Origin of the sequence: Massilia niastensis DSM 21313, from assembly GCF_000382345.1 — a bacterium.
GTDB classification, from domain to species: Bacteria; Pseudomonadota; Gammaproteobacteria; order Burkholderiales; family Burkholderiaceae_D; genus Telluria; species Telluria niastensis.
The window spans coordinates 37,322-59,588 of sequence record NZ_KB908096.1 but is presented as its reverse complement, the minus strand read 5'-3'; the positions used below and the strand labels follow the sequence as shown (position 1 = coordinate 59,588).

At 67.7% G+C, this 22,267-nt stretch carries 21 protein-coding genes; 8 read left to right on the top strand and 13 right to left on the bottom strand.

Annotated features, from left to right (window positions below; all coding sequences use genetic code 11):
• The first annotated feature begins 46 nt into the window (after window positions 1–46).
• Entirely contained in the window at window positions 47–523 is a 477-nt protein-coding gene (locus H162_RS0113930) for an Lrp/AsnC family transcriptional regulator (protein ID WP_020654089.1), read from the top strand.
• Window positions 524–542: 19 nt separating this feature from the next.
• Here H162_RS0113930 and H162_RS0113925 read toward each other — a convergent pair whose 3' ends face one another.
• The 6 genes from H162_RS0113925 to queE form a co-directional block, all read right to left on the bottom strand.
• The gene (locus H162_RS0113925) at window positions 543–1,817 is read right to left on the bottom strand and encodes an NAD(P)/FAD-dependent oxidoreductase (protein ID WP_020654088.1); all 1,275 of its coding nucleotides are present in this window, start codon (window positions 1,815–1,817) and stop codon (window positions 543–545) included.
• Window positions 1,810–2,727: a muramoyltetrapeptide carboxypeptidase gene (gene ldcA, locus H162_RS0113920; RefSeq protein WP_020654087.1), complete on the bottom strand. Its 918-nt coding sequence runs from the start codon at window positions 2,725–2,727 to the stop codon at window positions 1,810–1,812. Before ldcA ends, H162_RS0113925 begins: the two co-directional genes overlap by 8 nt.
• Window positions 2,724–3,650 carry an alpha/beta fold hydrolase gene (locus H162_RS0113915; RefSeq protein WP_020654086.1) on the bottom strand — a complete coding sequence of 309 codons (927 nt, stop codon included), beginning with the start codon at window positions 3,648–3,650 and terminating at the stop codon, window positions 2,724–2,726. Before H162_RS0113915 ends, ldcA begins: the two co-directional genes overlap by 4 nt.
• Window positions 3,651–3,824: 174 nt before the next feature.
• On the bottom strand, window positions 3,825–4,295 hold the full coding sequence (gene tadA, locus H162_RS0113910) for a tRNA adenosine(34) deaminase TadA (RefSeq protein WP_020654085.1): 471 nt from the start codon (window positions 4,293–4,295) through the stop codon (window positions 3,825–3,827).
• Window positions 4,288–4,734, bottom strand: coding sequence for a 6-carboxytetrahydropterin synthase QueD (queD, locus tag H162_RS0113905; protein WP_020654084.1), 447 nt, complete (start codon window positions 4,732–4,734; stop codon window positions 4,288–4,290). The genes tadA and queD overlap by 8 nt, the downstream gene beginning before the upstream one ends.
• 6 nt (window positions 4,735–4,740) lie before the next feature.
• Window positions 4,741–5,376, bottom strand: a complete 636-nt coding sequence (gene queE, locus H162_RS0113900) for a 7-carboxy-7-deazaguanine synthase (protein WP_020654083.1) — start codon at window positions 5,374–5,376, stop codon at window positions 4,741–4,743.
• A gap of 172 nt (window positions 5,377–5,548) precedes the next feature.
• Here queE and H162_RS0113895 point away from each other — a divergent pair, with 172 nt between their 5' ends.
• The 3 genes from H162_RS0113895 to H162_RS0113885 all read left to right on the top strand — a co-directional run bounded on the left by H162_RS0113895 (window position 5,549) and on the right by H162_RS0113885 (window position 10,113).
• Window positions 5,549–6,064, top strand: a complete 516-nt coding sequence (locus tag H162_RS0113895; RefSeq protein ID WP_020654082.1) for a hypothetical protein — start codon at window positions 5,549–5,551, stop codon at window positions 6,062–6,064.
• Window positions 6,065–6,242: 178 nt separating this feature from the next.
• A complete protein-coding gene (locus H162_RS0113890) occupies window positions 6,243–7,154 on the top strand; it encodes a sensor domain-containing diguanylate cyclase (protein WP_020654081.1) in 912 nt (303 codons plus the stop codon).
• Between the two features lie 88 nt (window positions 7,155–7,242).
• Complete coding sequence (locus tag H162_RS0113885) at window positions 7,243–10,113, top strand: M16 family metallopeptidase (protein ID WP_020654080.1); 2,871 nt, start codon at window positions 7,243–7,245, stop codon at window positions 10,111–10,113.
• A gap of 55 nt (window positions 10,114–10,168) precedes the next feature.
• Here the strand turns inward: H162_RS0113885 and H162_RS0113880 are convergent, their stop codons facing one another.
• From H162_RS0113880 to H162_RS0113850, 7 genes are all read right to left on the bottom strand, one after another.
• Complete coding sequence (locus tag H162_RS0113880) at window positions 10,169–12,697, bottom strand: chemotaxis protein CheW (protein WP_020654079.1); 2,529 nt, start codon at window positions 12,695–12,697, stop codon at window positions 10,169–10,171.
• Window positions 12,694–14,913: a putative bifunctional diguanylate cyclase/phosphodiesterase gene (locus tag H162_RS32690; RefSeq protein ID WP_156885607.1), complete on the bottom strand. Its 2,220-nt coding sequence runs from the start codon at window positions 14,911–14,913 to the stop codon at window positions 12,694–12,696. Before H162_RS32690 ends, H162_RS0113880 begins: the two co-directional genes overlap by 4 nt.
• A gap of 622 nt (window positions 14,914–15,535) precedes the next feature.
• Complete coding sequence (locus H162_RS35270; protein ID WP_229452068.1) at window positions 15,536–17,773, bottom strand: DUF2382 domain-containing protein; 2,238 nt, start codon at window positions 17,771–17,773, stop codon at window positions 15,536–15,538.
• A 27-nt stretch (window positions 17,774–17,800) separates the two neighbouring features.
• The gene (locus H162_RS30875) at window positions 17,801–18,223 is read right to left on the bottom strand and encodes a DUF2382 domain-containing protein (RefSeq protein ID WP_040787394.1); all 423 of its coding nucleotides are present in this window, start codon (window positions 18,221–18,223) and stop codon (window positions 17,801–17,803) included.
• 174 nt (window positions 18,224–18,397) lie between these two features.
• Complete coding sequence (locus tag H162_RS0113860; RefSeq protein ID WP_026354622.1) at window positions 18,398–19,543, bottom strand: YsnF/AvaK domain-containing protein; 1,146 nt, start codon at window positions 19,541–19,543, stop codon at window positions 18,398–18,400.
• Between the two features lie 243 nt (window positions 19,544–19,786).
• On the bottom strand, window positions 19,787–20,053 hold the full coding sequence (locus H162_RS0113855) for a hypothetical protein (RefSeq protein ID WP_020654075.1): 267 nt from the start codon (window positions 20,051–20,053) through the stop codon (window positions 19,787–19,789).
• Window positions 20,054–20,065: 12 nt separating this feature from the next.
• The gene (locus H162_RS0113850) at window positions 20,066–20,845 is read right to left on the bottom strand and encodes a DNA/RNA non-specific endonuclease (RefSeq protein ID WP_020654074.1); all 780 of its coding nucleotides are present in this window, start codon (window positions 20,843–20,845) and stop codon (window positions 20,066–20,068) included.
• Between the two features lie 163 nt (window positions 20,846–21,008).
• Here H162_RS0113850 and H162_RS0113845 point away from each other — a divergent pair, with 163 nt between their 5' ends.
• From H162_RS0113845 to H162_RS0113830, 4 genes are all read left to right on the top strand, one after another.
• A complete protein-coding gene (locus H162_RS0113845; protein WP_020654073.1) occupies window positions 21,009–21,401 on the top strand; it encodes a hypothetical protein in 393 nt (130 codons plus the stop codon).
• Between the two features lies 1 nt (window position 21,402).
• On the top strand, window positions 21,403–21,660 hold the full coding sequence (locus tag H162_RS0113840; RefSeq protein ID WP_020654072.1) for a DUF5985 family protein: 258 nt from the start codon (window positions 21,403–21,405) through the stop codon (window positions 21,658–21,660).
• A 4-nt stretch (window positions 21,661–21,664) separates the two neighbouring features.
• Complete coding sequence (locus H162_RS0113835; RefSeq protein ID WP_020654071.1) at window positions 21,665–21,934, top strand: DUF5985 family protein; 270 nt, start codon at window positions 21,665–21,667, stop codon at window positions 21,932–21,934.
• A gap of 66 nt (window positions 21,935–22,000) precedes the next feature.
• Window positions 22,001–22,261, top strand: coding sequence for a hypothetical protein (locus H162_RS0113830; RefSeq protein ID WP_020654070.1), 261 nt, complete (start codon window positions 22,001–22,003; stop codon window positions 22,259–22,261).
• Window positions 22,262–22,267 lie beyond the last annotated feature (6 nt).

Sequence of the window (22,267 nt, the reverse complement as noted above, 5' to 3'; positions counted from 1 at the left end):
ATTTTCAGTTAATATAGGTGCACAAACTGAAAATCCTACATGACATATGCAACAAGACGGAAAATCTTTCGACGCGGCGGATCTGGCCATCCTCGCCATCCTGCTCAGGGACTCGCGCACTTCCCTGCAGGAGATGAGCAGCGCGGTCGGGCTGTCCACGACCTCATGCTGGAACCGGATCAAGCGAATGACGGACAGCGGCGCGCTCCAGGCTTACACCGTCAAGGTCGACCTGGCGAGCCTGGGCTACCACGACACCGTGATCGTCCAGGTCACCCTGGACAGCCACAGCGAGGAAACCCTCTACGAGTTCGGACGGGCGCTGGAGTCGATTCCTGAAGTGCTCGAGGCCCTGCTCATTTCAGGCGACTACGATTATTTCGTGCGCATCGCCGTCAAGGACACCCGGGACTACGAACGGCTGCTGAGGGAAAGGCTGTACAAGATCCCTGGCATTCGCCACAGCAAATCCAGCTTCGTACTGCGCACCCTGAAAAAGGTCGATACGCCCTTGATCGGCTAGCAGGCGGATGCGCAGGCGACTATTCGCGCAGCCAGTCGCGCACGCCGTAATACCAGTAGGCCAGCTGGGCCGCGGCCATCCCGGCCGCACCGCCGGTATGCGCCAGACCCCAGCGCGCATACTGCCCGAGGCCTTCGGGCTCGCCCGTCAGGGCCCCGGCCAGCAGCTCGCCGGCCAGTGTGGTCGGCGCCACGCCATGGCCGCCGAAGCCCATGCCGTACCACGTGCCGTCGGGCAGGCGCCCGACCTGCGGCATCTTGTGGCGCGCGTAGCTCATCAGGCCGCTCCAGGCATGCTCGACCCGGATTCCCGCCAGCTGCGGATAGACGCGCAGCATGTCACGGTACAGCAGTTCGGCCACGGCCGCGGGCGAGCGGCGCCGGATCGAGATGCGGCCGCCCCACAGCAGGCGGGTGTCCGGCAAGGCGCGGTAGTAGTCGAAGGCGAAGCGGGTGTCGTACACCGCGGACCCGGTGCGGATCGCCGAGGCCAGGCGCCCGCCCAGCGGCTCGGTGACCATCACATAGGTGGCGATCGGCAGCATCGCCGCGCGCAGGCGCGGGTGCAGCTTGCCCAGGTAGCCGCCGCAGCAGACCACCAGTTCGCGCGCATGCACCCGCCCTGCAGGGGTCTCCACGACCCAGGCCGCGCCGCGCCGGCCGATCCGGATCGCGCGGCTGTGCTCGTGGATCGCGCACCCCTCCCGCGCCAGGATGCGCGCCAGGCCCTGTGCATACTTGAGCGGATGGAAGTGGAAGGCGCCCGGCTCGAACAGCGCGCCGGTATAGCGGCGGGTTGCCAGGCGCTCGGCCAGTTCGGCGCGGCCGATCCGCTGCCACTGCACGCCCATGTGCTGCTCCATGAAGCGCTGCTGCGCATCGAGGATGCGGTCGTCGTCGAACCAGTTGGCCAGCATGACCCCGGCCTCGCGCGCGTCGCAGTCGATGCCGTACTGCCGGACGCGGCGCCGGATCAGGGCGACCGCCTCCAGGGTCTGGCCGTAGAGACCGCGCGCCTGGGGCCCGGCGGCCGCATGCAGGTCGCGTTCGCCGAGCGAGAAGCCGCCGAACACGAAGCCGCCGTTGCGGCCCGAAGCGCCGTGGCCGACCTGGTCCGCCTCCAGCACGACGATGTCGCGCTGCCCCCGCTCGTGCAGCGACATGGCGGTGCCCAGGCCGGCGAAGCCGGCGCCGATAATGCAAACGGCGCACTCGCGTGCGCCGTCCAGCGGGGAATGGCTGTCGGGCGAGGAGCTCGCCCGGTAGTAGGTGGTATCGAGCAGCCGCTCAGGCACGGCGCAAGGTCGGATAGTCCGACAGCATGAGCGTGAAGCCCTCGGCATCGGACACCAGGTGGCCCTGGGCGCCGAACGGAATCGTCACCCGGCGATCGATGTGGCCGAAGGTGAGCCCGGCCAGGACCGGCGCCGGCAGGGTCGCGCGCAGGTAGGCCAGCATGCTGTCGAAATCGTAGCCGTTGTCGGCCGTGGCCAGCTTGTAGCCCGAAACATCGCCGAACACGATGGCGCGCTGGCGTGCGAGCACGCCCGCCTGCATCAGCTGCAGCAGCATGCGTTCGACCCGGTACGGATGCTCGTTGATGTCCTCGACGTACAGGATGCCGCCCTCGATGCACGGGAAGTACGGCGTACCGAGCAGCGACACCAGCATCGCCAGGTTGCCGCCCCAGACCGTGCCGCGCACGTCCAGCAGCGGATTGCCGCAGGCGCGCTCGTGGATCGCGTGGGTGGGGCCGGCCAGGCAGCGCCAGAAGTCCTCGAGCGTGAAGCGCTCGACTTCGCGGGCGCCGAAGTCGCCGGCGATCATCGGACCGGCGTAGCTGAGGGCGCCGGTCCGGGCCATCAGGCCCATCTGCAGCGCGGTGACATCGGAAAAGCCGACCACGATCTTGCCGCTGGCGGCGATCGCCTCGAAATCGATGTGCGGCAGCAGGCGGGTCATGCCATAGGCGCCGCGCAGGGCGATGATCAGCTGGATATCCGGATCGGCGACCGCCGCATGCAGCTGGGCCAGGCGGCCCTCGTCGGTGCCGCCGAAGCGCTGGTGGATCTGCGCGTGGTCGTAGTAGTTGTGGACGAGGCAGCCCTGGGTCTCGAGACGGGCGATGGCGCGCTCGACGGTGGATGGGTCGGACGTATAGCCGCCCGGCGCCACGATGGCGACGCCGATTTGAGAGGTGATCACTGTTTGACGAATAGCCGCGGTGTGGAGTCTGGCAACATCTTACCGCGCGCATGGGCGTCGATCAAGGCAAGCAGCCGCTCCGCCAGCTGCGGCGGCAGGTCGTGCCCCATGCCCTCGATGACCTCGAGCCGCGCGCCCGGGATGCGGGTGGCGGTGTCCTGGCCGCAGGCGAGCGGCACCAGCGGATCGGCGGCGCCATGGATGACGAGGGTCGGCGCCGTGATGCCGGCCAGCTGGGCGCTGCGGTCGCCGGCCGCGGCCACCGCCAGCATCTGGCGCGCGTCGCCGCCGGGCGAATAGCTGCGGCGCAGGCAGCGCGCGATGCGCCGGCGCAGCTGTTTTTCAGGGGTCGGATAGGCCGGGCTGCCGATCGTCCGCAGCAGGGCCACGGTCTGCTCCATGATGCTGTCGAGGTCGACCGGATTGGCGGGGCGTCGCGCCAGGGCCTTGCGCACCCTGGGCGCCGCACCCGGCAGGCCGCGGCGGCCGCTGCTGGACATGATCGAGGTCAGGGTCAGGACGCGCTGCGGATGCTCGGCCGCCAGGATCTGTCCGATCATGCCGCCCATCGCCACCCCGACGACATGGGCGCGCGCCACCCCGAGGGCCGACAGCACGCCGAGCGCGTCCTCGGCCATGTCTTCCAGGCGGTACGGCGGGTGCAGCGGCCAGCCAAGCCGGGACTTGAGCCGGGCCAGCGGGAGATTCGGGGTGCCGGCCTGCTCGAACTTGGTCGACAGGCCGCAATCGCGGTGATCGAAGCGGATCACGTAGAAGCCGAGTTCGACCAACCCGTCGACGAATTCGTCGGGCCAGGCGGTCAGCTGCATGCCCAGGCCGTGTACCAGCAGCAGCGGTACGGCCTTGGGGTCGCCCGCAGTATCGAAGGCGATGCGGAGTCCATTGGCGTTCAGGGTTGGCATGACGGCTCGTCCGGCCCGCGCACTGCTTCGATGCCGGTTGTATTTGTTGAAGACACACTCCCGTCGCCGCACAGGACGGCTTGGAACCAGCATAGCACTTTCGGCGCGCCGGCGGCGCTCTTGCACCACGCGAATCGGACGCGCAAGCGCCCGCACCCGCTGTCCGGGCCCGTTTCAGGCCGCCGGCGGCTTGCGCGCGGCGGCGCGGCGCTCGGCGAAGAAGGCCTTGAGCAGGCTGCTCGCCTCGTCCGCCATGACGCCGCCGACCACCTCGGTATGGTGGTTCAGGCGCTCTTCGGCGAACAGGTTCAGGACCGAGCCGCAGGCGCCGGTCTTGGGGTCGACGGCCGCATACACCACGCGCGCCAGGCGGGCGTGCATCATTGCCCCCGAGCACATGATGCAGGGTTCGAGGGTGACATACAGTTCGCAGCCCGGCAGCCGGTAGTTGCCCAGCTTTTCGGCGGCCGCGCGCAGCGCCACGATCTCGGCATGGGCGGTGGGGTCGTGGCGGCCGATCGGCTGGTTGAAGCCGGTGGCGATCACTTCGCCGTCCCTGACCACGACCGCGCCCACCGGCACCTCGCCCCGCTCCCAGCCCTTGCGGGCTTCGAGCAGGGCCAGCTGCATGAATTGCTCAGGCATCGGTGATCTCGGCCCAGCAGTTCGGGGTTTCGTGCAGCACCAGCTTGTGCAGGCGCAGGCCGGTGCCGTAGCGGTCGGTGAACACCGTCTTCAGGATGCCGAAGGCGACCTGGGCCAGGTTTTCGACCGTCGGGATGCGGTCGATCACGACCGTCTTGTGTCCGGGAAGCGAAGCCAGGAACTCGCGCACCTTCTCGTCCTTCTCGTACACCAGGAAGGCATGGTCCCAGACATCGACCAGGTGCTCCTTGGCGAGCGCCTTGACGTCGGAGAAGTCCATGATCATGCCGTTGTCGGAATTGCCATCGGCATCGATCACCTCGCCGGTCAGGGTGATCTCCAGGGTGTAGCGGTGGCCGTGCAGGTTGCGGCACTGGCTCTTGTGGTCGGGAATCCGGTGACCGGCATCGAATTCGAGCTTGCGGGTAATCGTCAGCATTGCAACTTAGGGAATCTGGAGGAGTTTATGGGTCTGGAGGCTGAGCTTCCACTTCGGATTGCGGCGGCAGGTCTCGATCGCCAGGCGGGTGTTGTGGGCGGCCAGCGGGCCGTCCATCGGCTGGACGAAGAAGTTCTCGAAATCGAGGTGTTCGTAGGCGGCCAGGTCCTGGTTCGCCTGCGGGATCACGACCTTGATCTCGTTGCCCTTCTCGACCACCAGCGTCGAGCCCATCTTCGGGCTGACGCAGATCCAGTCCACGCCCTCGGGCACCGGCAGGGTGCCGTTGGTCTCGATCGCGATGGTGAAGCCGTGCGCATGCATGGCGTCGATCAGGGCGCGGTCGAGCTGGAGCAGCGGTTCGCCGCCGGTGAACACGACATACTTGCTGGGTGCGTAGGTCGACGGCCACAGGCTGTCGATCTCGGCCGCCAGGGCCGCGGCATCCTTGAATTTACCGCCGCGTTCGCCGTCGGTACCGACGAAGTCGGTGTCGCAGAAGGTGCATACCGCGCTGGCACGGTCGGCCTCGCGGCCGGTCCACAGGTTGCAGCCCGAAAAGCGGCAGAAAACGGCCGGGCGCCCCGCATGGGCGCCTTCGCCCTGCAAGGTGTAGAAGATTTCTTTGATGCTGTAAGTCACGGTAAGCCTCTCGTCAACCTTCCATTATACCGTGCCGGAAGCCGCATTGCACCCACCGGCCAGCCGGGGCCATGCCGCCGGACTTGCGCAAATGTTGAGCATGGACAATATTCCCGATCTGTCTCAGCGGTAACTTCCTACGGAAAGTTCCGATACCGGTAAGAAGGATGCCATGACCAAGCTCTCCTTATTCCTAGCCCTGCTCAGCCCCGCCGTCGCCATGGCCGGGCCGGCGCACGATGTGCCGCAATCCGGCGCCCATTCGGGACTGCTGGCCGCGTTGGCCGCCGTGGCGGCGCTGGCGCTGGGCTGGATCGGCCTGCGTTGCCGGGCCGGCAAGCAGGCGCTCCTGCGCCGCCTGCACGAGCAGGCCGGGAGCGGCCGCTCCCGGCGCAACGGCGCGCCGCCGCGCGTGGCCGGCCAGCCGGACGGGGTGCATGGCGACTGGCGCCGCCGGATCGTGCACGCGCCCGACTCCGGGCTGGGCAGCCGCATCCGCGCCCTGCGCGCCGAGCTGGCGCAGCCGGAGGGCGGCGCGGCGCCGGCGCTGGCGCACTGTCTCCAGGATCGAGCGGCTTGCCCCGGCGCATCGGAGGGCTCGGCGCCCCCCGATGCCCGGGGGCGCGGGTCCGGGATACTCCCGCCTGGGCCTGACGGTCCCAATGCGGGAGGTCGCCGCGTCCGCTAAAACACCCGCTTGCTCAATATCAAGGAGCCATCTTTCCCGAGGAGCAGAATTCTTTCCTGTCGGCAGCTAATCGGCTGCCGCAGCGAACTCCAAAGGACGGCTCATGCTCAGTACGACCACCACCCACGCGCCTGGCCCCGCACCGCTGGTCCAGGACGTGGCTTTTGTCGGACAGTTGATGGAAAGCCTGTCGGTGCCGGTGTTCGTGCTCGGTACCGACGCGCGCGTCATGATCTGGAACCGGGCCTGCGAGCACCTGACCGGGGTGCCGGCCTCGGAAACGCTGGGCACGGCCGAGCACTGGCGCTGCTTCTACGAGCAGCCGCGCCCCACCCTGGCCGACCTGCTGCTGCAGGAACGCGCGGGCGTCACGCGCCAGATCTATCCGCGCGGCCCGCGCGAAGCGGCCTCCGGCCTGTCGATCGAAAGCTGGTGCGACATGCCGCGCGCCGGCCGGCGCCGCTACCTGGCCGCCGACGCCAGTCCGATCTTCGACGCCGGCGGCCGCCTGTCGGCCGTGGTCGAGACCCTGCGCGACCTCACCGACGAGAAAATGGCCCAGGTCGCCCTGGAGCAGCTCGCCACCCGCGACGGCCTGACCGGGCTGGCCAACCGGCGCTGCTTCGACGAGACCCTGCACGCCGAGTGGACGCGCGCGCTGCGCCAGCAGCAGCCGCTCTCGCTGCTGATGGTCGACGTCGACAACTTCAAGGCCTATAACGACGCCCATGGACACCTGGGAGGGGACGAATGCCTGAAGCGGGTGGCGCGCGCGGTCGCCAGCGAGATGCGCGCCAACGACCTGGTGGCGCGCTACGGCGGCGAGGAATTCGCCGTGATCCTGCCCAACCAGTCGCTCAAGGGCGCCGCCATCGTCGCCGAGCGGATCCGCTGCCGGGTCGAGCAGCTCCAGCTGCCCTGCCGATTCGCCACCGGCCAGCATGTGACGGTCTCGATCGGCGCCGCCACCGCGGTCGCCGGACCCGACAACTGCGCCAGCCAGCTGGTCGCGGTGGCCGACGCCGCCCTGTACCGCGCCAAGCACCTGGGCCGCAACCGCATCAGCCTGCCCCTCAGCGAAGCGGCCTGATCGCTCCCATATGCATACCTGATTCTCCTGTTCTTTCCCTGGTGAATATTCTATGCTTTATGTCTAGTATATTTTCCAAGGAGACAACGTGTTCCCCTCCCCCCTGTCGCGCACCACGCTCGCGACCCTGATCCCGGCCGCGCTGATGGCGGCCGCCGCACCGGCCGCGCTGGCCGCGCCGGCCGCCGCACCCCGCAGCGCGGGCGCCGACGTGCTGCCCTTCAAGGCCACCGAAAAGACCCTGGCCAACGGCCTGAAGGTGATCGTGGTGCCGACCGGCTTCCCGAACCTGGTATCGGTCACCATCCCGGTGCAGACCGGTTCGCGCAACGAGGTCGAGCCGGGCAAGTCGGGCTTCGCCCACTTCTTCGAGCACATGATGTTCCGCGGCACCCCGACCTATCCGCCCGAGAAGTACCAGGAAATCATCACCAGGGCCGGCGCGCGCCAGAACGCCTACACCAGCGACGACCTGACCAACTATTACACCACCTTCGCTAGGGACGACCTGGAAACCGTGCTGAAGGTCGAGGCCGACCGCTTCCAGAACCTGTCCTACCCGATCGAGGCCTTCAAGACCGAGTCGCGCGCGGTGCTGGGCGAGTACAACAAGAACAGCGCCAACCCGATGCAGAAGCTGTTCGAGGTGCAGCGCGACGCCGCCTACACCACCCACACCTACAAGCACACCACGATGGGCTTCCTCAAGGATATCGAGGACATGCCCAACCAGTTCGACTACTCGAAGGTGTTCTTCGACCGATGGTACCGCCCGGAGCGCACCACCGTGATCATCGCCGGCGACGTCGAGCCGGCCAGGGCGATCGCCCTGGTCGAGAAGTACTGGGCCGGCTGGAAAAAGGGCAGCTACAAGTCGCCGGTCCCGGCCGAACCCGCGCCGCGCGGCGCCCAGTACCGCCACGTGGCATGGCAGACGCCGACCCTGCCGCTGGTGACGGTGGCCTTCCGCGCCCCGGCCTTCTCGGACAAGAACAAGGAGCAGGCGGCGCTGGCCATGCTGCTGTCGCTGTCGTTCGGGCGCACCTCGCCGCTGTTCAAGCGCCTGGTGCAGGACGAGCAGAAGGTCGACCAGCTGTTCGACTTCAGCCCGAACCGGGTCGATCCGACCCTGGCCACGATCGGCGCGCGGGTCAAGAATCCGGCCGACGCCCTGTACGTCCGCGACGCGATCCTCGAGACCGTGGCGAAGCTGCGCGAGGAACCGGTCAGCGCCAAGACCCTGGAAGACGCCAAGTCGGCCCAGAAGTATGGCCTGATCCGCACGCTCGACAACACCGAACAGATCGCCGCCACCCTCGCGTCGTACGTGCACTTCGAGCGTTCCTACGGCACCCTGAACCGCTACTACCGCGTGGTCGACAGCCTGACCCCGGCCGACCTGCAGGCCGCGGCCCGCAAGTACCTGGTGGACGAGGCGATGGTGGTCACCACCCTGTCGCACGAGGCCCTGCCCGCCGGCATCGACGTCCTGCCGAAGCTGGCCGGCTTCGCGCCCAAGGCGGGCGCCGCCAGGTTCGACGTGCTGGTGCAGAAGTCGGCCCTGCCGCAGATCCGCTTCAAGCTGCTGTTCGATGCGGGATCGAGCCACGACCCGAAGGGCAAGGAGGGCCTGGCCGCGTTGACCGCCGCCATGGTGGCCGCCGCCGGCTCGCGCGAGCGCAAGGTCGACGAGGTGGCCAAGGCCCTGTTCCCGCTCGCCGGCAGCTTCGGCGAGCAGACCGACAAGGAAATGACCACCTTCACCGGTTCGACCCACCGCGACAACTGGGACGAGTTCATGGCGATCGCCATGCCGCTGCTGGTGGACCCGGGCTTCCGCGAGGAAGACTTCCGCCGCCTGAAGGATGCCCGGCGCAACGCCCTGGTGCTCGACCTGAAGGACAACAACGAGGAAGAATTCGGCAAGGAGCGCCTGCAAACGAACGTCTTCGCCGGCACGCCCTATGGCCACCCGGTGCTGGGCACGGTCAAGGGCCTGGAGGCGATCACCCTGGACGACGTGAAGGCCTTCTACCGCCAGGCCTATGCCCAGGGCGCGCTGCGGGTCGGCATCTCGGGCGACGTGACCGACAGGATGACGGCTTCCCTGAAGACCGCCCTGGCGCGCCTGCCGGCAGGCGGCGGCCTGCCGGCGACCGCCGCGCCGCGCGGCCGCATGCCGAACGGCCTGGAAGTCGAGATCGTCGAGAAGAATACCCGCGCGACCGCGATTTCCTTCGGCCTGCCGCTGGAGGTGACCCGCTCGCACCCGGACTTCCCGGCCCTGTGGCTGGCCAAGACCTGGCTGGGCGAGCACCGCGCGTCGAGCGCGCACCTGTACCAGCGCATGCGCGAGGAGCGCGGCATGAACTATGGCGACTATGCCTACATCGAGGCTTTCCCGCGCGGCATGTTCCAGTTCTTCCCGAATCCGAACCTGGGCCGCAAGGCGCAGCTGTTCGAGGTCTGGATCCGCCCGGTGGCGCCCGAGAACGGCCATTTCGCGCTGCGCGTCGCCCTGCATGAACTGGGCAAGCTGGTCGACCAGGGCCTGACGCAACCGGACTTCGAGACCACCCGCGCCTACCTGATGAAGAACGTGTTCGTCATGACCGCGACCCAGGACCAGCAGCTGGGCTATGCCCTCGATTCGCAGTGGTACCGCACGCCGGAGTTCACGCGCCTGATGCGCGACGGGCTGTCCAGGCTGACCGTGGCGGATGTGAATGCGGCGATCAGGAAGCACCTGTCGGCCAGGAACCTGTCGGTGGTGGTGATCACCAGGGATGCGGCCGGGCTGAAGGAGGCGCTGGTGAGCGATGCGTTCTCGCCGATCAAGTACGACGCCAACAAGCCGCAGGCGCTGCTGGACGAGGACAGGCAGATCGGATCGATGAAGCTCGGCATCAAGCCGGAGGCGGTGAGGATCACGCCGGCGGCGCAGGCCTTCGACCAGTAAGCGGCCGGCAGCGGCGCCGGTTGGCAACTCCCCGATTCAACCGGCGCGCCGCATCCTAGGCCCTCGCCTGTAGGACGCCGGCATCGTCGCCGGCCTCGCCTTCCGTCCACTGCTGGAACAGATAGTCGAGCCCGACCACCTGGATCAGCAGCCTGCCCTGGTTCGCCTTGATGAGCTGCCTGACCGGCATGGCGCCCAGGCCCGCCGCCAGCGGCAGCTCGACGATCTGCGCCGGGTCGAAGCTGGCCACCCCATGCAGTTCGCTCACCAGCAGGCCGATGGTGCGGCCCGCGTGGCGTACCACGACGACCTGGCTGCCGCTGTCGACCGCGGTCGCCCTGCCCGACAGGATGAATCCGAGATCGAACACCCAGGCGTAGCTGGCGCCGCCGTCCAGCGGCAGCACGCCGACGCGCCCGGGGTAGTCGCCCAGCGATACCGGCGACACCTCCGCCGCCGGCATCGCTTCCTGGACGGCTTCGGCCGCGATCGCCAGCAGGTCGCCGCCGATGAAGAAGGTGGCGAATTCCGGTCCGCCAGCCTTGCCGGCGCCCTGGTCGACCAGGGCCATGCCGTGGTCGGCGCGGCGCGGCCGTGCGCGCACCGCGCCGAAGGATTCGATCACGACCGCGAGGACGTCGGCGCGGTAGCCGTCGCTGGCCTTGAATTCGCGGTAGCCATGCGATACGGTGCAGCCCATCACCGCGTACTGCCCGTCGTGCACGACGATCCGTGACGCGCTGCGGCCATTGGGCAGGGCCAGCAGCGCGGCGTCGACCTCGAGCGTGGCGCCGACCGGGCGGCTCGGGTCGGTGCTGGCGATGATGGCGCCGCGGCGGTCGATGAAGAAGGCATGCACCTGCGCCTGCCCGTCCAGGGCGCCGTGCAGCATGGCGGAGAACTCGGCCTCGGCGTCGAACACGAGGCCGATGCCGCCGATCGCCTGGCCGCCGTCGCCGGGCTGGCGAATGGCCGCGTGGTAGACGTAGGTCGGCCGTTCGCCGTACAGGCGCGATGGTGCGAACGGCGACACATGGTAGTCCTGTTCGGTGCGCAGCGCGAGCACCTGGGCCAGCGTCTCGTCGTCGACCCTGGTGTGCGACTGCCCGGCGCCGGTACCGGCGATGATCTCGCCATGGCGGTCGTACACGAAGATCGAGGTGTACACCGTGTACAGGCCATTGATATGGGCCAGCACCGCCTGCATCACCGGGATGCTGTCCCTGGCGCGCGCCGCCAGGCTTGCGCGCAGCACGGGCGACAGCGCCCACCAGCGGCAATCGTTGGCGCGCTCGTAGAGGTTACGGTCCAGCAGGTCGACCAGCAGGTGGGACACGAACTCGCTGTCGCGCAGGCCGGAGGCCAGCACCGTGTCGAACAGCTCGCGGATCGAGTGGGTGAACAGTTCGTTGCTGCGCGCGCCCGTTTCGCTGATCTGTTCCAGCACGCTCCTGAGCCGGGCCAGTTCGCCGCCCTGGCCGGCCGTCATCACCTGGCCGTTCCACACCACGCGGCGGATCGTGTCGGCCGCGCCCATGATGTCGAACAGCGGCGGGCAGAACGAGTGCGCATGGGTCAGCAGGCCGTCGGCCACCTCGGGATCGAACCCGGCGACCACGCCGCCATGGGCGTTGGCGAAGGCCGTATCGAGCGGGATCATGGCCTGGCCCTGCCAGCCGCCCGGCCCCGGATAGCCCTGGTAGCCGGCCGAGCGGCAGGTGCGCACCAGGTATTCGCGGCCGGCATGGGTCACCAGCTTCGGCGCCGCCTCATGGTTGACCGGCACCTGGGCGCCCAGCGGGATCCACAGCGGATCGGCGCTGGCGATCACGCGATTCTCGGCGTCGAGCAGCAGCAGGTTCGAGCGCGCGCTGCCGCGGTGGGCCGTGAAGATGCGCGCCATCTCTTCCTCGAAGGCGAAGCACAGGCACAGCACCCCGACCACGGCGCCGGTGCCGGGGTGGCGCATGCGCTGCGAATAGATCAGCGCCTGGCGCTGGCCGGGCCGCAGGTCGCTGTGGCGGAAGGTTTCGACGTAGCCATCGCAGGCGAGCGTCTGCGCGATCAGGGGATCGCGGCTCCCCTCCAGCGGCGTCGCCTGGTCGATCTGCACCAGGACATTGCCGGCCAGGTCGAGCAGGATGATCTCGTCGTACACCGTGTACTTGCTGCGATAGGCGCGCAGGCGCAGGCGGATGGCGTCGGCGTCGTCGTCCAGCCCGGCGACGAAGGCGCACAGTTCGCGGTCGGTCGCCAGGAAGCCGACGTCGGCGGTGCGCTCGTACAGGTTGCGCACCACGATGTCGGCGACGTACTTGGCCTTGGTCCCCAGTTCGGCCAGCGCATTGCCGACCTTTTCGCGCGCCAGGCTGGCCACCAGTTCCTTTTCCAGCTGGCCGAAGCCGCGCCGGGTCGCCGCCATGGTCGGCAGGATCGCGCGCGCTTCATGCGGGCAGTTCATCCTGGCGGAGGACTCGATCATCCGCCACATCATGCCCAGCTCGTGCAGGGAGCGCTCGCAGCGGGTGACGTCGCGCATGTACTGCAGGTAGGTATCGACCTCGAAAGGAGTGTTCGGATTCATAGTGGGCCCACGTGATCGGGTGAATGATGCGCTGCGCTTCCATGCAGGGCGACCAGTTTCGAGACCGCCATCGGCCGGCCCTGCAGGTAACCCTGGACCAGGCAGCCGAACTGGCGCAGGAAGCCCAGCTGGGCGTCGGTCTCGACGCCTTCGGCGATGACCGAGATCTTCATGTTGCGGCCCAGTTCCAGGATCGCGCGCACGATGGCGCAGTCCTCGCGGTCGCGCGGCACGCCGGCGACGAAGGAGCGGTCGACCTTGAGCGAGGAGATCGGCAGGCGCTTGAGCATCGACAGCGACGAATAGCCCATGCCGAAATCGTCCAGGCTGACCTCGAAGCCGAGCCGGCGCAGCTCGCGCATGACCGGGATCGATTTCTCGGGGCGGCTCATGACCACGCCTTCGGTCAGCTCCAGGCAGATGTGGCAGGGCTGGACGCCGGCCTTGGTGACGATCCCCATCAACTCGCTCGGCAATTCGCTGTCGATGAATTCGGGCGCCGCCATGTTGATGTGCACCTTCAGGTCGTGCAGGCCGGCCGCGTGCAGGCGCGGCAGGTCGCGGCAGGCCTGCTCCGTCACCCAGCGGCCCAGGTGGACGATCAGGCGGCTCTGCTCGGCCACCGGGATGAAGCGGTCGGGCGGCACGATCTCGCCGCTCGGCTTGCGCCAGCGCAGCAGCGCCTCGACCGCCACCACGCGGCCGCTGAAGCTGTCGAAGATGGGCTGGTATTCGAGGAAGAATTCCTCGCGCAGGTAGGCGTTGTGCAGATCCGAGAGCAGGGTCAGCTGTTCTGCCAGCTTGACCTGCTGGTCGTTCACGTCGGCGCTGAAATAGCTGGCCAGGTTGCGTCCGCAGCGCTTGCTCACGTACATGGCGGCATCGGCGGCGTGCAGCAGTTCGGCGGTGCTGCCGCCATGCGCCGGGAACAGGCTGATGCCGACGCTGGCCGAGACCGACAGTTCGTTACCCTGGTACAGGAAGGGCGCGCGCGCCGCCTCCAGCACCTGGCTGGCCAGCTCGTCCAGCCCGGCCGGCGCGACCTGCTGCGGGGCGAGGATGGCGAATTCGTCGCCGCCGAGGCGGGCGATGGCGCAGCCGCCCGGCGCCAGCGCCTTCAGGCGGCGGGCGAATTCGCTCAGCACGACATTGCCGGCCTGGTGGCCGAAGGCGTCGTTGATCGGCTTGAACTGGTCGAGGTCGATGTACAGCACGCCGAACGGCCGGTCCCGCGGCAGGCTGGCGCAGGCCTCGTCGAGCAGGGTGTGGAAATGGTTGCGGTTCGCCAGGCCCGTCATTTCATCGGTCAGCGCCAGCTGCCGGATCCGTTCCTGCTCCAGCATGCGCTGGGCGGTGAGCGCGATCAGCGCGCCGATCGAGGCCGACAGCTCGGGCAGTTGCGCCTCGCGCTGGCGCGGCAGCTTGCTGAAGAATTCCAGCACGCCGGGACTCTGGAGCACGCCATCGGCGCCGACATAGGTGACCGGGAACATGTAACCCGACTTCAGGCCGCATTCGGCGGCGAGCTCGCCGCGCAGGAAATCCGGGTCGGCGACCGTGGCGTCGATCCATTCCGCCTGCCCGGTCTGCCAGACCTTCCCTACCCGGCCGGCGTCGGGCCCCATCCCGAGGGTCTCGCTGTAGCGCCTGAACGGGGCGAGGCGCTGGTCGTCGACGTGCCAGGAGTGCTCGCAGCGCAAGACCTGGTCGCCGGACTGTTCGGGATCGCAGGCCCAGTAGGCGCCCCATTCCCAGCCCAGGTCCTCGCAGACCAGCTGGATGATCCTGGTCACCGCCTCGTCCAGCGAGTCGGTGCCGATCAGGTACTGGGTCAGCGCGAAGCTGAACTTCTCGCGCATCGCCGCATACCTGGCGGCCGTGATGTCGATCAGGATGCCGCAGGCGATGGCCGGCGAGCTCGGCTCCATCGACAGCATGCGCAGCCAGCGCGCGCCGTCGAGCGGGTCGATCAGGCGGAAGTGGCAATCGATCGCCTCGCCGCGTCCGGCCCGCGCCAGCGCGTCGGACAGGAGCGGCAGGTCGTCGGGCGCCACATGCCTGCGGAACGCGCTGGGCGTGCAGTGGCCTCCCGGGCCGGCGCCCAGGTAGCGCGCCGCCACCACCGACAGCGCGATGTCCGAGGACGAGCGCTCCATCCACCAGCGTCCGTAATGCGCCAGCTCTTCCGGCTGGCTGGAGAGGCCGGCTTGCGTCATCGTATGCCGCCACATGCTGGACTGTACCGGTTCCAGATTCCTCACAATGCTGCAATTTTCGACCGCCATATGTCCGCCTGATGTGTTCAACAAAATCCTGGTTCGCGATCCCGCGGCTGCGGGTTTGCACGAATTTGGTGCGAGATGCCTGCTGGCAGCACCAAATAGGGCAAGCAATCCGGGCGTGTCGTTTCGGCACCCCTCATGCAGCGCGGATGCTATGGCCCAACGCAAGTATTGTGCCAACAGGAAATTTTGTGATCACAAAGTCAAGAAAAGCGGTTCGGGGTCAGATCTGACATTCGGACACCGATCGAGCATCTTTGCTCGATCTCAAAACGCCGGTTGGTAAATTCCAAACTCGTCAATACTCGGCTCCAGTCTGTCACCGAAACCCGCGCATCACGGACCATGTCGGAATGAGGAAAAAATCTCGGCATACTTAAAACCGTTATGAGATTTCGCAAGGTTTGTGCGTTCGTGTCCGAATGACAGACCTGACCCTGAATCCGTGGAGAAACAAGAAAAAGGGGCTGGGTCCTGTTCAAGACAGGACCCAGCCCCTTGGAGGCAGGCGGCGCGTGGCGGGCCGGTTAGCCCTGGACGCGCCTCGTCGATGAGATCAGGACGTCATGCGATCCCAGCCATGGCGAACCGCCGCCTTCATCTTTTCCCAGGTCGACGGCCCGCCGGCGTTGCGGGTTTCCCAGTCCGTGCGCAAGTCGTTCTCGACGTCGTTCCACGGACGGCCGCGGTACTTGTCGCTGCTGGCCATCTGCGAACCATAGGAATACGCCGGACGGTAAGTGTCGTACGAGTCGCCCGCCGAGCTGTAGGTGGCGTTCCAGTGGCTGCGGTAGTAGGTGTCGTCGTCGTCGGTCATGCGGTTCCAGCCGTGTTTGACGGCATCCTTCATGTCTTGCCAGGCCGAGCCGGTGGTGCCGCTGCTGCCGTAGCGGGTGTCCCAGCCGCTGCGCAGGTCGGTTTCCACATCGTCCCAGGGACGGTTGCGGTAGTTCTCGCTGCGCGCCATGTCGCTGCCGTAGGAGTACGCCGGCTTGTAGTCGTCGTAGCTGCGGCCGCTGGTGGCGTAGGTCGAGCTGTAGTGGTTGCGGTAGTAATCGTCGTCATCGTCGGTCATCCGGTCCCAGCCCCGGCGCACCGCCGACTTCATCCTTTCCCAGGTCGAGGGACCGCCGCTGTTGCGCGTATCCCAGTCGGCATGGAGGTCGTTCTCGATCTCGTCCCACTTGCGGCCGCTGTAGCGGGTGTCGCGCCGCATCTGCGAACCGTAGCTGTAGGCCGGGGCGTAATCGTCGTACAACTCGCCCGACCCGCCGTAGGTGCTCTGGAAGTGGCTGCGGTAGTAGCTGTCGTCGTCGTCGGTCATCCGGTCCCAGCCCCGGCGCACGGCCGCCTTCATCTTGTCCCAGGTCGAGGGGCCGCCGGCGTTGCGGGTCTCCCAGTCGGTGCGCAGGTCGGTCTCGACGTCGTCCCACTGGCGGCTGCCGTAGCGGGCGTCGCGCCGCATCTGCGAGCCGTAGCTGTAGGCCGGGACGTAGTCGTCGTACGATGCGCCGGTCGCGCCGTAGGTGCTCCGGAAGTGCTTGCGGTAGTCGCTGTCGTCGTCGCCCAGCGTCGAACGCCCCATGCCGGCGCCCAGCTGCTGCACGTCGACTTCGGTGTGGCGCACGGTGTCGTGGATCTTCTGCTGGCGTTCGTTGACCTGCTTGCCGATCGTGACTTCCTCGACGATGCGGGCCGATTTCTGGACCACGGCTTCCTCGGCGGTCTCGCGCATCTCGATGGTCTGCTCCTTGAACGCGGCCAGGTCGGCGGGATTGACCGGCCGGTCGACCCGGTGCCGCTCGACGTTCACGTGCTCTTCGCGCAGGCCGATGGTCTCGTCCACCGGGGTCTCGACGACGCGCGAATAGATGCGCACGCCGCCGCGCTGCACTTCGCGCTTGCCGACCTGCAGATGCTCTTCCACCACCGGAATCGAAGCCGAATCGCGCATGTCGGCACCCATGCGCGAGCCTTTCAGCAGGCTGTCGTCGGTGTCGCGCAGCTCGGCGCGCTGCTGGGAATCCTCGCGGATCGAGCCTTCCAGCGCCGAGCCCTGCAGGGTGCCGGTCTGCTGGCTCGCGCCGCGCAGGGTGCCGCCCTGCTGGGCCGAGCTGCCCAGGCCCACGCCGGACTTCTGGGTGCCTTCGAGGGACGAGCCCTGGACCGAGTTTTCCTGCAGGGTCGAGCCCTGCAGCGAAGTGCCGCCGGTGGCCGTCAGGCCGCTCTTGCCCATCGGTTCCTGGTAGGTGCCGCCCATCGGTTCGGCCTGGTTCAGCGATTGCTGCTGGTAGAGCTTGCGGTCGCCCGCGTCTTCCAGCGAGGTCGAGGCGGACTGGGCCGACATCGGCGCCGATTTCTGCATGCCGCTGCTCATCCCCATCGGCATGGCGGCGGCGCTGCCCGGCACTTCGCCGAAGCCCGAGGCCTGCTCGTCGATGTCGGTCGGGCCGTAGCGCTCGACGATGTCGGCGGCGCGCTCGACTTCCGGCAGCGAATCGGCGGTCAGGGTGAGCACGTGGCGGCCGCTGCTCACCGCGCCTTCGTAGCGGCTGACATGGTCGGCATTGTCGCTGCCGAACAGGTCGCTGAAGAAGTTCTTGATGCTGGCGCCGAAGCCGGTGTCGCTGTCGCGATCGGACGCCAGGCTGGCGTCCGCGCCGAGGCTGTCGGTGGCCGCATCGGCGTTCGCCAGCCGCGCGTCTTCGCTCGAGAAGCCCGACGAAAGCAGTTCGTTCAGCGCGTTCTGCGCATCGGTGCGGTTGTCGAACACGGCTACAAGTGTATGTTGCATGGTCGTTCCTCCGTTATATAGTAAGCGTCATGGCGTCGGCGGGATGTCGTCGTCGAAACGCTCGACGTGGACCTGCTCGGACTTGAGCACGACCGTGTCCTGGTGGCGTTCCTCGTGACGGATGCGGGTGATGTGCAGTTCTTCCTTGATGCGCAGGCGGCGCTCGAGCACCAGCACCTCCTCGAGCACCGGCACCACCAGCGTGTCGCCTTCGTAGCGGGTTGCGGGAGCCTGGTCGGCCGCCACGATCCGGTCCACGGGAACATGCCGGACCTCCACCTCGTCGCGCATGAGGCGCTCGTCGATGGTGACCGGTTGTTCGGTGACGGTTTTGTGGATTCGGACGCCGCGGCCGGTTTCAGCGATGCGGGTGCCGACTTCGAGCCGTTCCTCGATCACGGGAATGGACAGGCTTTCCTGTGCGGGGGAAGCGGGGGTAGTGCTGGACATCTGGTCGGCTCCTCGAAATCGCTGGGCATGTGAGTCGAGATTACTCCAATCCCGCTGGGGCGGGCGCGCGCCTGCCCAGCGGTGCGACTATCACGCCGGGCAAGCAAAACGGCACCCGAAGGCGCCGTTTTATCGTGCCGCCGGGAAGCGGCGGCGGGGCCGGAAGTGGCCGGATCAGATTTTCCGGCCGCTACGATCGTCGTCGGTCATGCGGTCCCAGCCATGACGCACCGCGGCCTTCATCTTTTCCCAGGTCGAGAGGCCGCCGCGGTTGCGCGACTCCCAGTCGCTGCGCAGGTCGCTCTCGACCTCGTCCCACTGGCGGCCGCTGTAGCGGGTGTCGCCGCGCATCTGCGAACCGTAGGTATAGGCCGGGGCATAGTCGTCGTACGACGAGCCGCTGGCGCCATAGGTGCTGGTGAAATGGCTGCGGTAATAGCTGTCGTCGTCGCGTGCGCCGGCGGCGCCGAGGCGCTCGACTTCCACCTCGGTGTGGCGCACGGTGTCATGGATCTGCTGCTGGCGTTCGCTGACCTGCTTGCCGACCGTGACTTCCTCGACCACGCGCGCCGACTTCTGCACCACGGCTTCCTCGCCGGTCGCGCGCATCTCGATCGACTGCTCCTTGAAGGCGGTCGCGTCGGAAGGGCTGAGCGGCTGGTCGACGCGGTGGCGCTCGACCTTGACCTCCTCTTCGCGCAGGCCGATGGTCTCGTCCACCGGGGTCTCGACCACGCGCGAGAAGATGCGCACGCCGCCGCGCTGCACTTCGCGCTTGCCGACCTTGAGCTGCTCTTCCACCACCGGGATCGAGGCCGCCGAGGTATCCCGCTGCAGCGAAGCGCCGCCCTGCAGGCTGCCCTGCCGCGCCGCGGACTGCGCCGACATCGACGACGACTGCTGCAGGCCCTGGCTGGATGCCGGCAGCGCACCGGACAGACCGGCGCCGTCATGGTGCTCGTCGATGTCGATCGGCCCATGGCGCTCGACGATATCGGCGGCGCGTTCGACGTCCGGCTCCGTATCGGTGGTCACGGTCAGCACGTGGTTGCCGCCGCTGATGGCGCTTTCGTAGCGGGTCGCGCGAAGGTCGTCGTCGCTGCCGAACAGGTCGCCGAAGAAGTTCTTGATGCTGGCGCCGATCCCTTCGCCGGAATCGGTGTCGGTGCCGGCGCGGATGCCCGCGGCGCCGGTGGTGCCGGTCGGACCCGCGGACGACAGCCGCACGTTCTCCCGGGAAAAGTTCGCCGCGAGCAGTTCATCCATCGCATTCTGGGCATCGTTCTCGTTGTCGTACACGGCTACAAGTGTGTGTTGCATGGTGGTTCCTCCGGTATGGTGGTCATGGCGGCGCTGGATTGCCTGGCATCGGATCGATTGCTCGTCCTTGATGGCTATGCCGACGGAGGTTACTCCAATCTTTCTGAAGCTCGCACACCATTGACCCTCGACAATACGGGGAAACGGCGGCGCGGGAAGCGGGACCCAGCGCGGGACGCGCGAGGCCTTGGCCGGGAGGAAAGGATGGGAACGCCGGGCAGCAGGGACGCCCGGCGCCGGGACTCAGGCGAAGGGGTTGTCGACCGTCTTGACGTCGGGCGGCGGCAGGCGGTCGGGCAGTTCGCGCGCTTCGAGCGCGGCGACGATCGCGCCCAGCACCTGGTGCAGGCGGCGCGCGTCGGCCAGGCCGGGCTGGTCGGCGGTGAGGTCGACGTCGCCCGAGATGGTGATGCGGTCGACGCGGTTCTCCAGCATCAGGTTGCCGATTTCGAGGACCTCGGCTTCGTTCTCGAAAGGCGCGAAAGACTGCTGTTTCTTCTTGCTGTTCATGTGGGCTCCTGGTTACGACCGGTTGTTGCGGCGCTGCTTGATCTTCGGCAGGCGCAGCATGCGCTCCTTGTCCTGGCGGCTCAGCGAAGGCAGCAGCTCGATGCCGACGATGCGCTCCAGTTCGGCGACCGGAATGACATGGATCGGGGCGTCGCCGCGGTTCTCGATGAACCACGCGGCGGCCGCCTTCTGGCGGGGACTGTACACCACCTTGTACAGGTGGCTGGGCACGAGCACGTTGCCGACCTTGCGCAGGCTGGTGCCGAGGAAGGCCGGGCCGGTGATCACGTACAGCTCCCCTTCCTTCTTCGCCATCTTGCGCACCGCGCCCTCGATCGGGGCCCAGATATGGCGGTTGTGCTCGCCGTTCTGGGGAACCATGTTGGCCAGCGAGAAGCTCTCGCGCTGGGTGCGGCGGTCCGGCATGTCGCCGTTCGGCGCCAGGTGGCCGCGGTCGAAGCCGCTGCGCGAATAGTCCGACAGCTCGGCGCGCTGGGACGGCGGCAGGCGCGATTCGGCGTGGAAGGCGTTGTCGCGGTCCAGTCCTTCGGCGCGCTCGAGGTTATCGGCGCGCAGGTATTCGGCCGACCACAGCGGCGTGCGGGTGACGCCCGAATGCATGACGCCGAACACGCCATAGCACAGCTCGCGGGTCGCGGTGGCGAGCTTGGCATTGCGGATTTCCGGCGGTCGGCCGTCGAGGTAATGAACGGGGCAGCTGGCGGCCTGGGCGGCGCCGGCGGCGAACAGCGCGCCCGCAACAGCGATGCGGGCGAAGAGGGTACGGAACATGGTGGACAGCCTGAGTGAAGACAGGCGGCATTCTAGCTGAGGGAAATGTTGTAACGCCAATCTTGTTACACGCGCACACGATTGAAATGCATTGCAAAAAAGAATCAGTTAGAATTTTCACTTTGCTAACGAAAAATTCCTCCTGGGAAACAGTTCTTTGCGGATGACCCACGCCCCCATTCCGGAGGAGCTGCGACGCTTCGTGCTGACCAGCATTCCCTCCGTTCCGTTCCTGGAAGCCCTGCTCCTGCTGCGCGCCGATCCCGCGCAGCAGTGGGACGGCGCGATGCTGGCCGGCCGCCTGTATACCCGCGAAAAGCTGGCCCAGGGCCTGCTCGACGACCTGTGCCGCGCCGGCATGGCGCGCCGCAGCGATCCGCCCGCCGCCGCCGGCTACCTGTATGCCCCCGCCAGCGCGGCGCTGCGCGAACGCATCGACCGCCTGGCCGACCTGTATGCGAGGCACCTGGTGGAAGTCACCCACCTGATCCACTCCACTCTCGACCGCAAGGCGCAGCAGTTCGCGGACGCCTTCAAACTGCGAAAGGACGCCTGAAATGGGCGAGCTGATCTACACCCTGTGCATCCTCACCTCGCTGGCCTGCACCTGGCTGCTGTTCTCCAGCTACCGGCGCACCCGCTACCGTTTGCTGTTCTGGAGCGGATCCTGCTTTGCGGTCATGACCTTGAATAACCTGTTCCTGTTGCTGGACAAGGTCGTGTATCCGACGGTGGACTTCATGCCGCTGCGGCTGGGCAGCGCCCTGCTGGCCTGCCTGCTGCTGCTGGTCGGCCTGATCTACGAAAAGGAATGACGCCATGAATGAGCTCCTGGCCGGCGCGATCGCGATGGGCCTGCTGACCATCGCCCTGTTCTTCGTGCGCTTCTGGCGCGGTTCCGGCGACCGCTTCTTCCTGTGGTTCGCGCTGTCGTTCGCGATCCAGGGGCTGCACCGGATCTACGCGACCCTGAAGGACCAGGGCGGCGAGGACTCGCCGCTGCACTACCTGATCCGCCTGCTCGCCTACGGGCTGATCCTGTGGGCGATCCTCGAGAAGAACCTGCCGCACAAGGAGAAGCGGCGCTAGCGTGCGCCCGCCGGCGGGGGCGTACCGCATAATCCGGCCATGGCAAACCGACATCAGGAGGACATCATGGCCGAATCGAACAATCCCGACAGGGACAAGGCGCAGCCCGCCGCCGGCGGCGGACTGGACAGCCGCTCCGACACGCTGCTGCCCGGCGAGGAGGGGGCCGGGGACGGCCGCTTCGATATCGCCGAGGAAGTCAGCCTCGACCAGCAATCCGACGAGGCGCGCCGGGTCGGCCAGGGCCCGCACAACGGCATCGCCGATTCCCTGCCCGACGCGCTGAAGACCCCGATCCCCGCCCAGGCGGTGCCGGAAAAGTCCTGAGCCCCG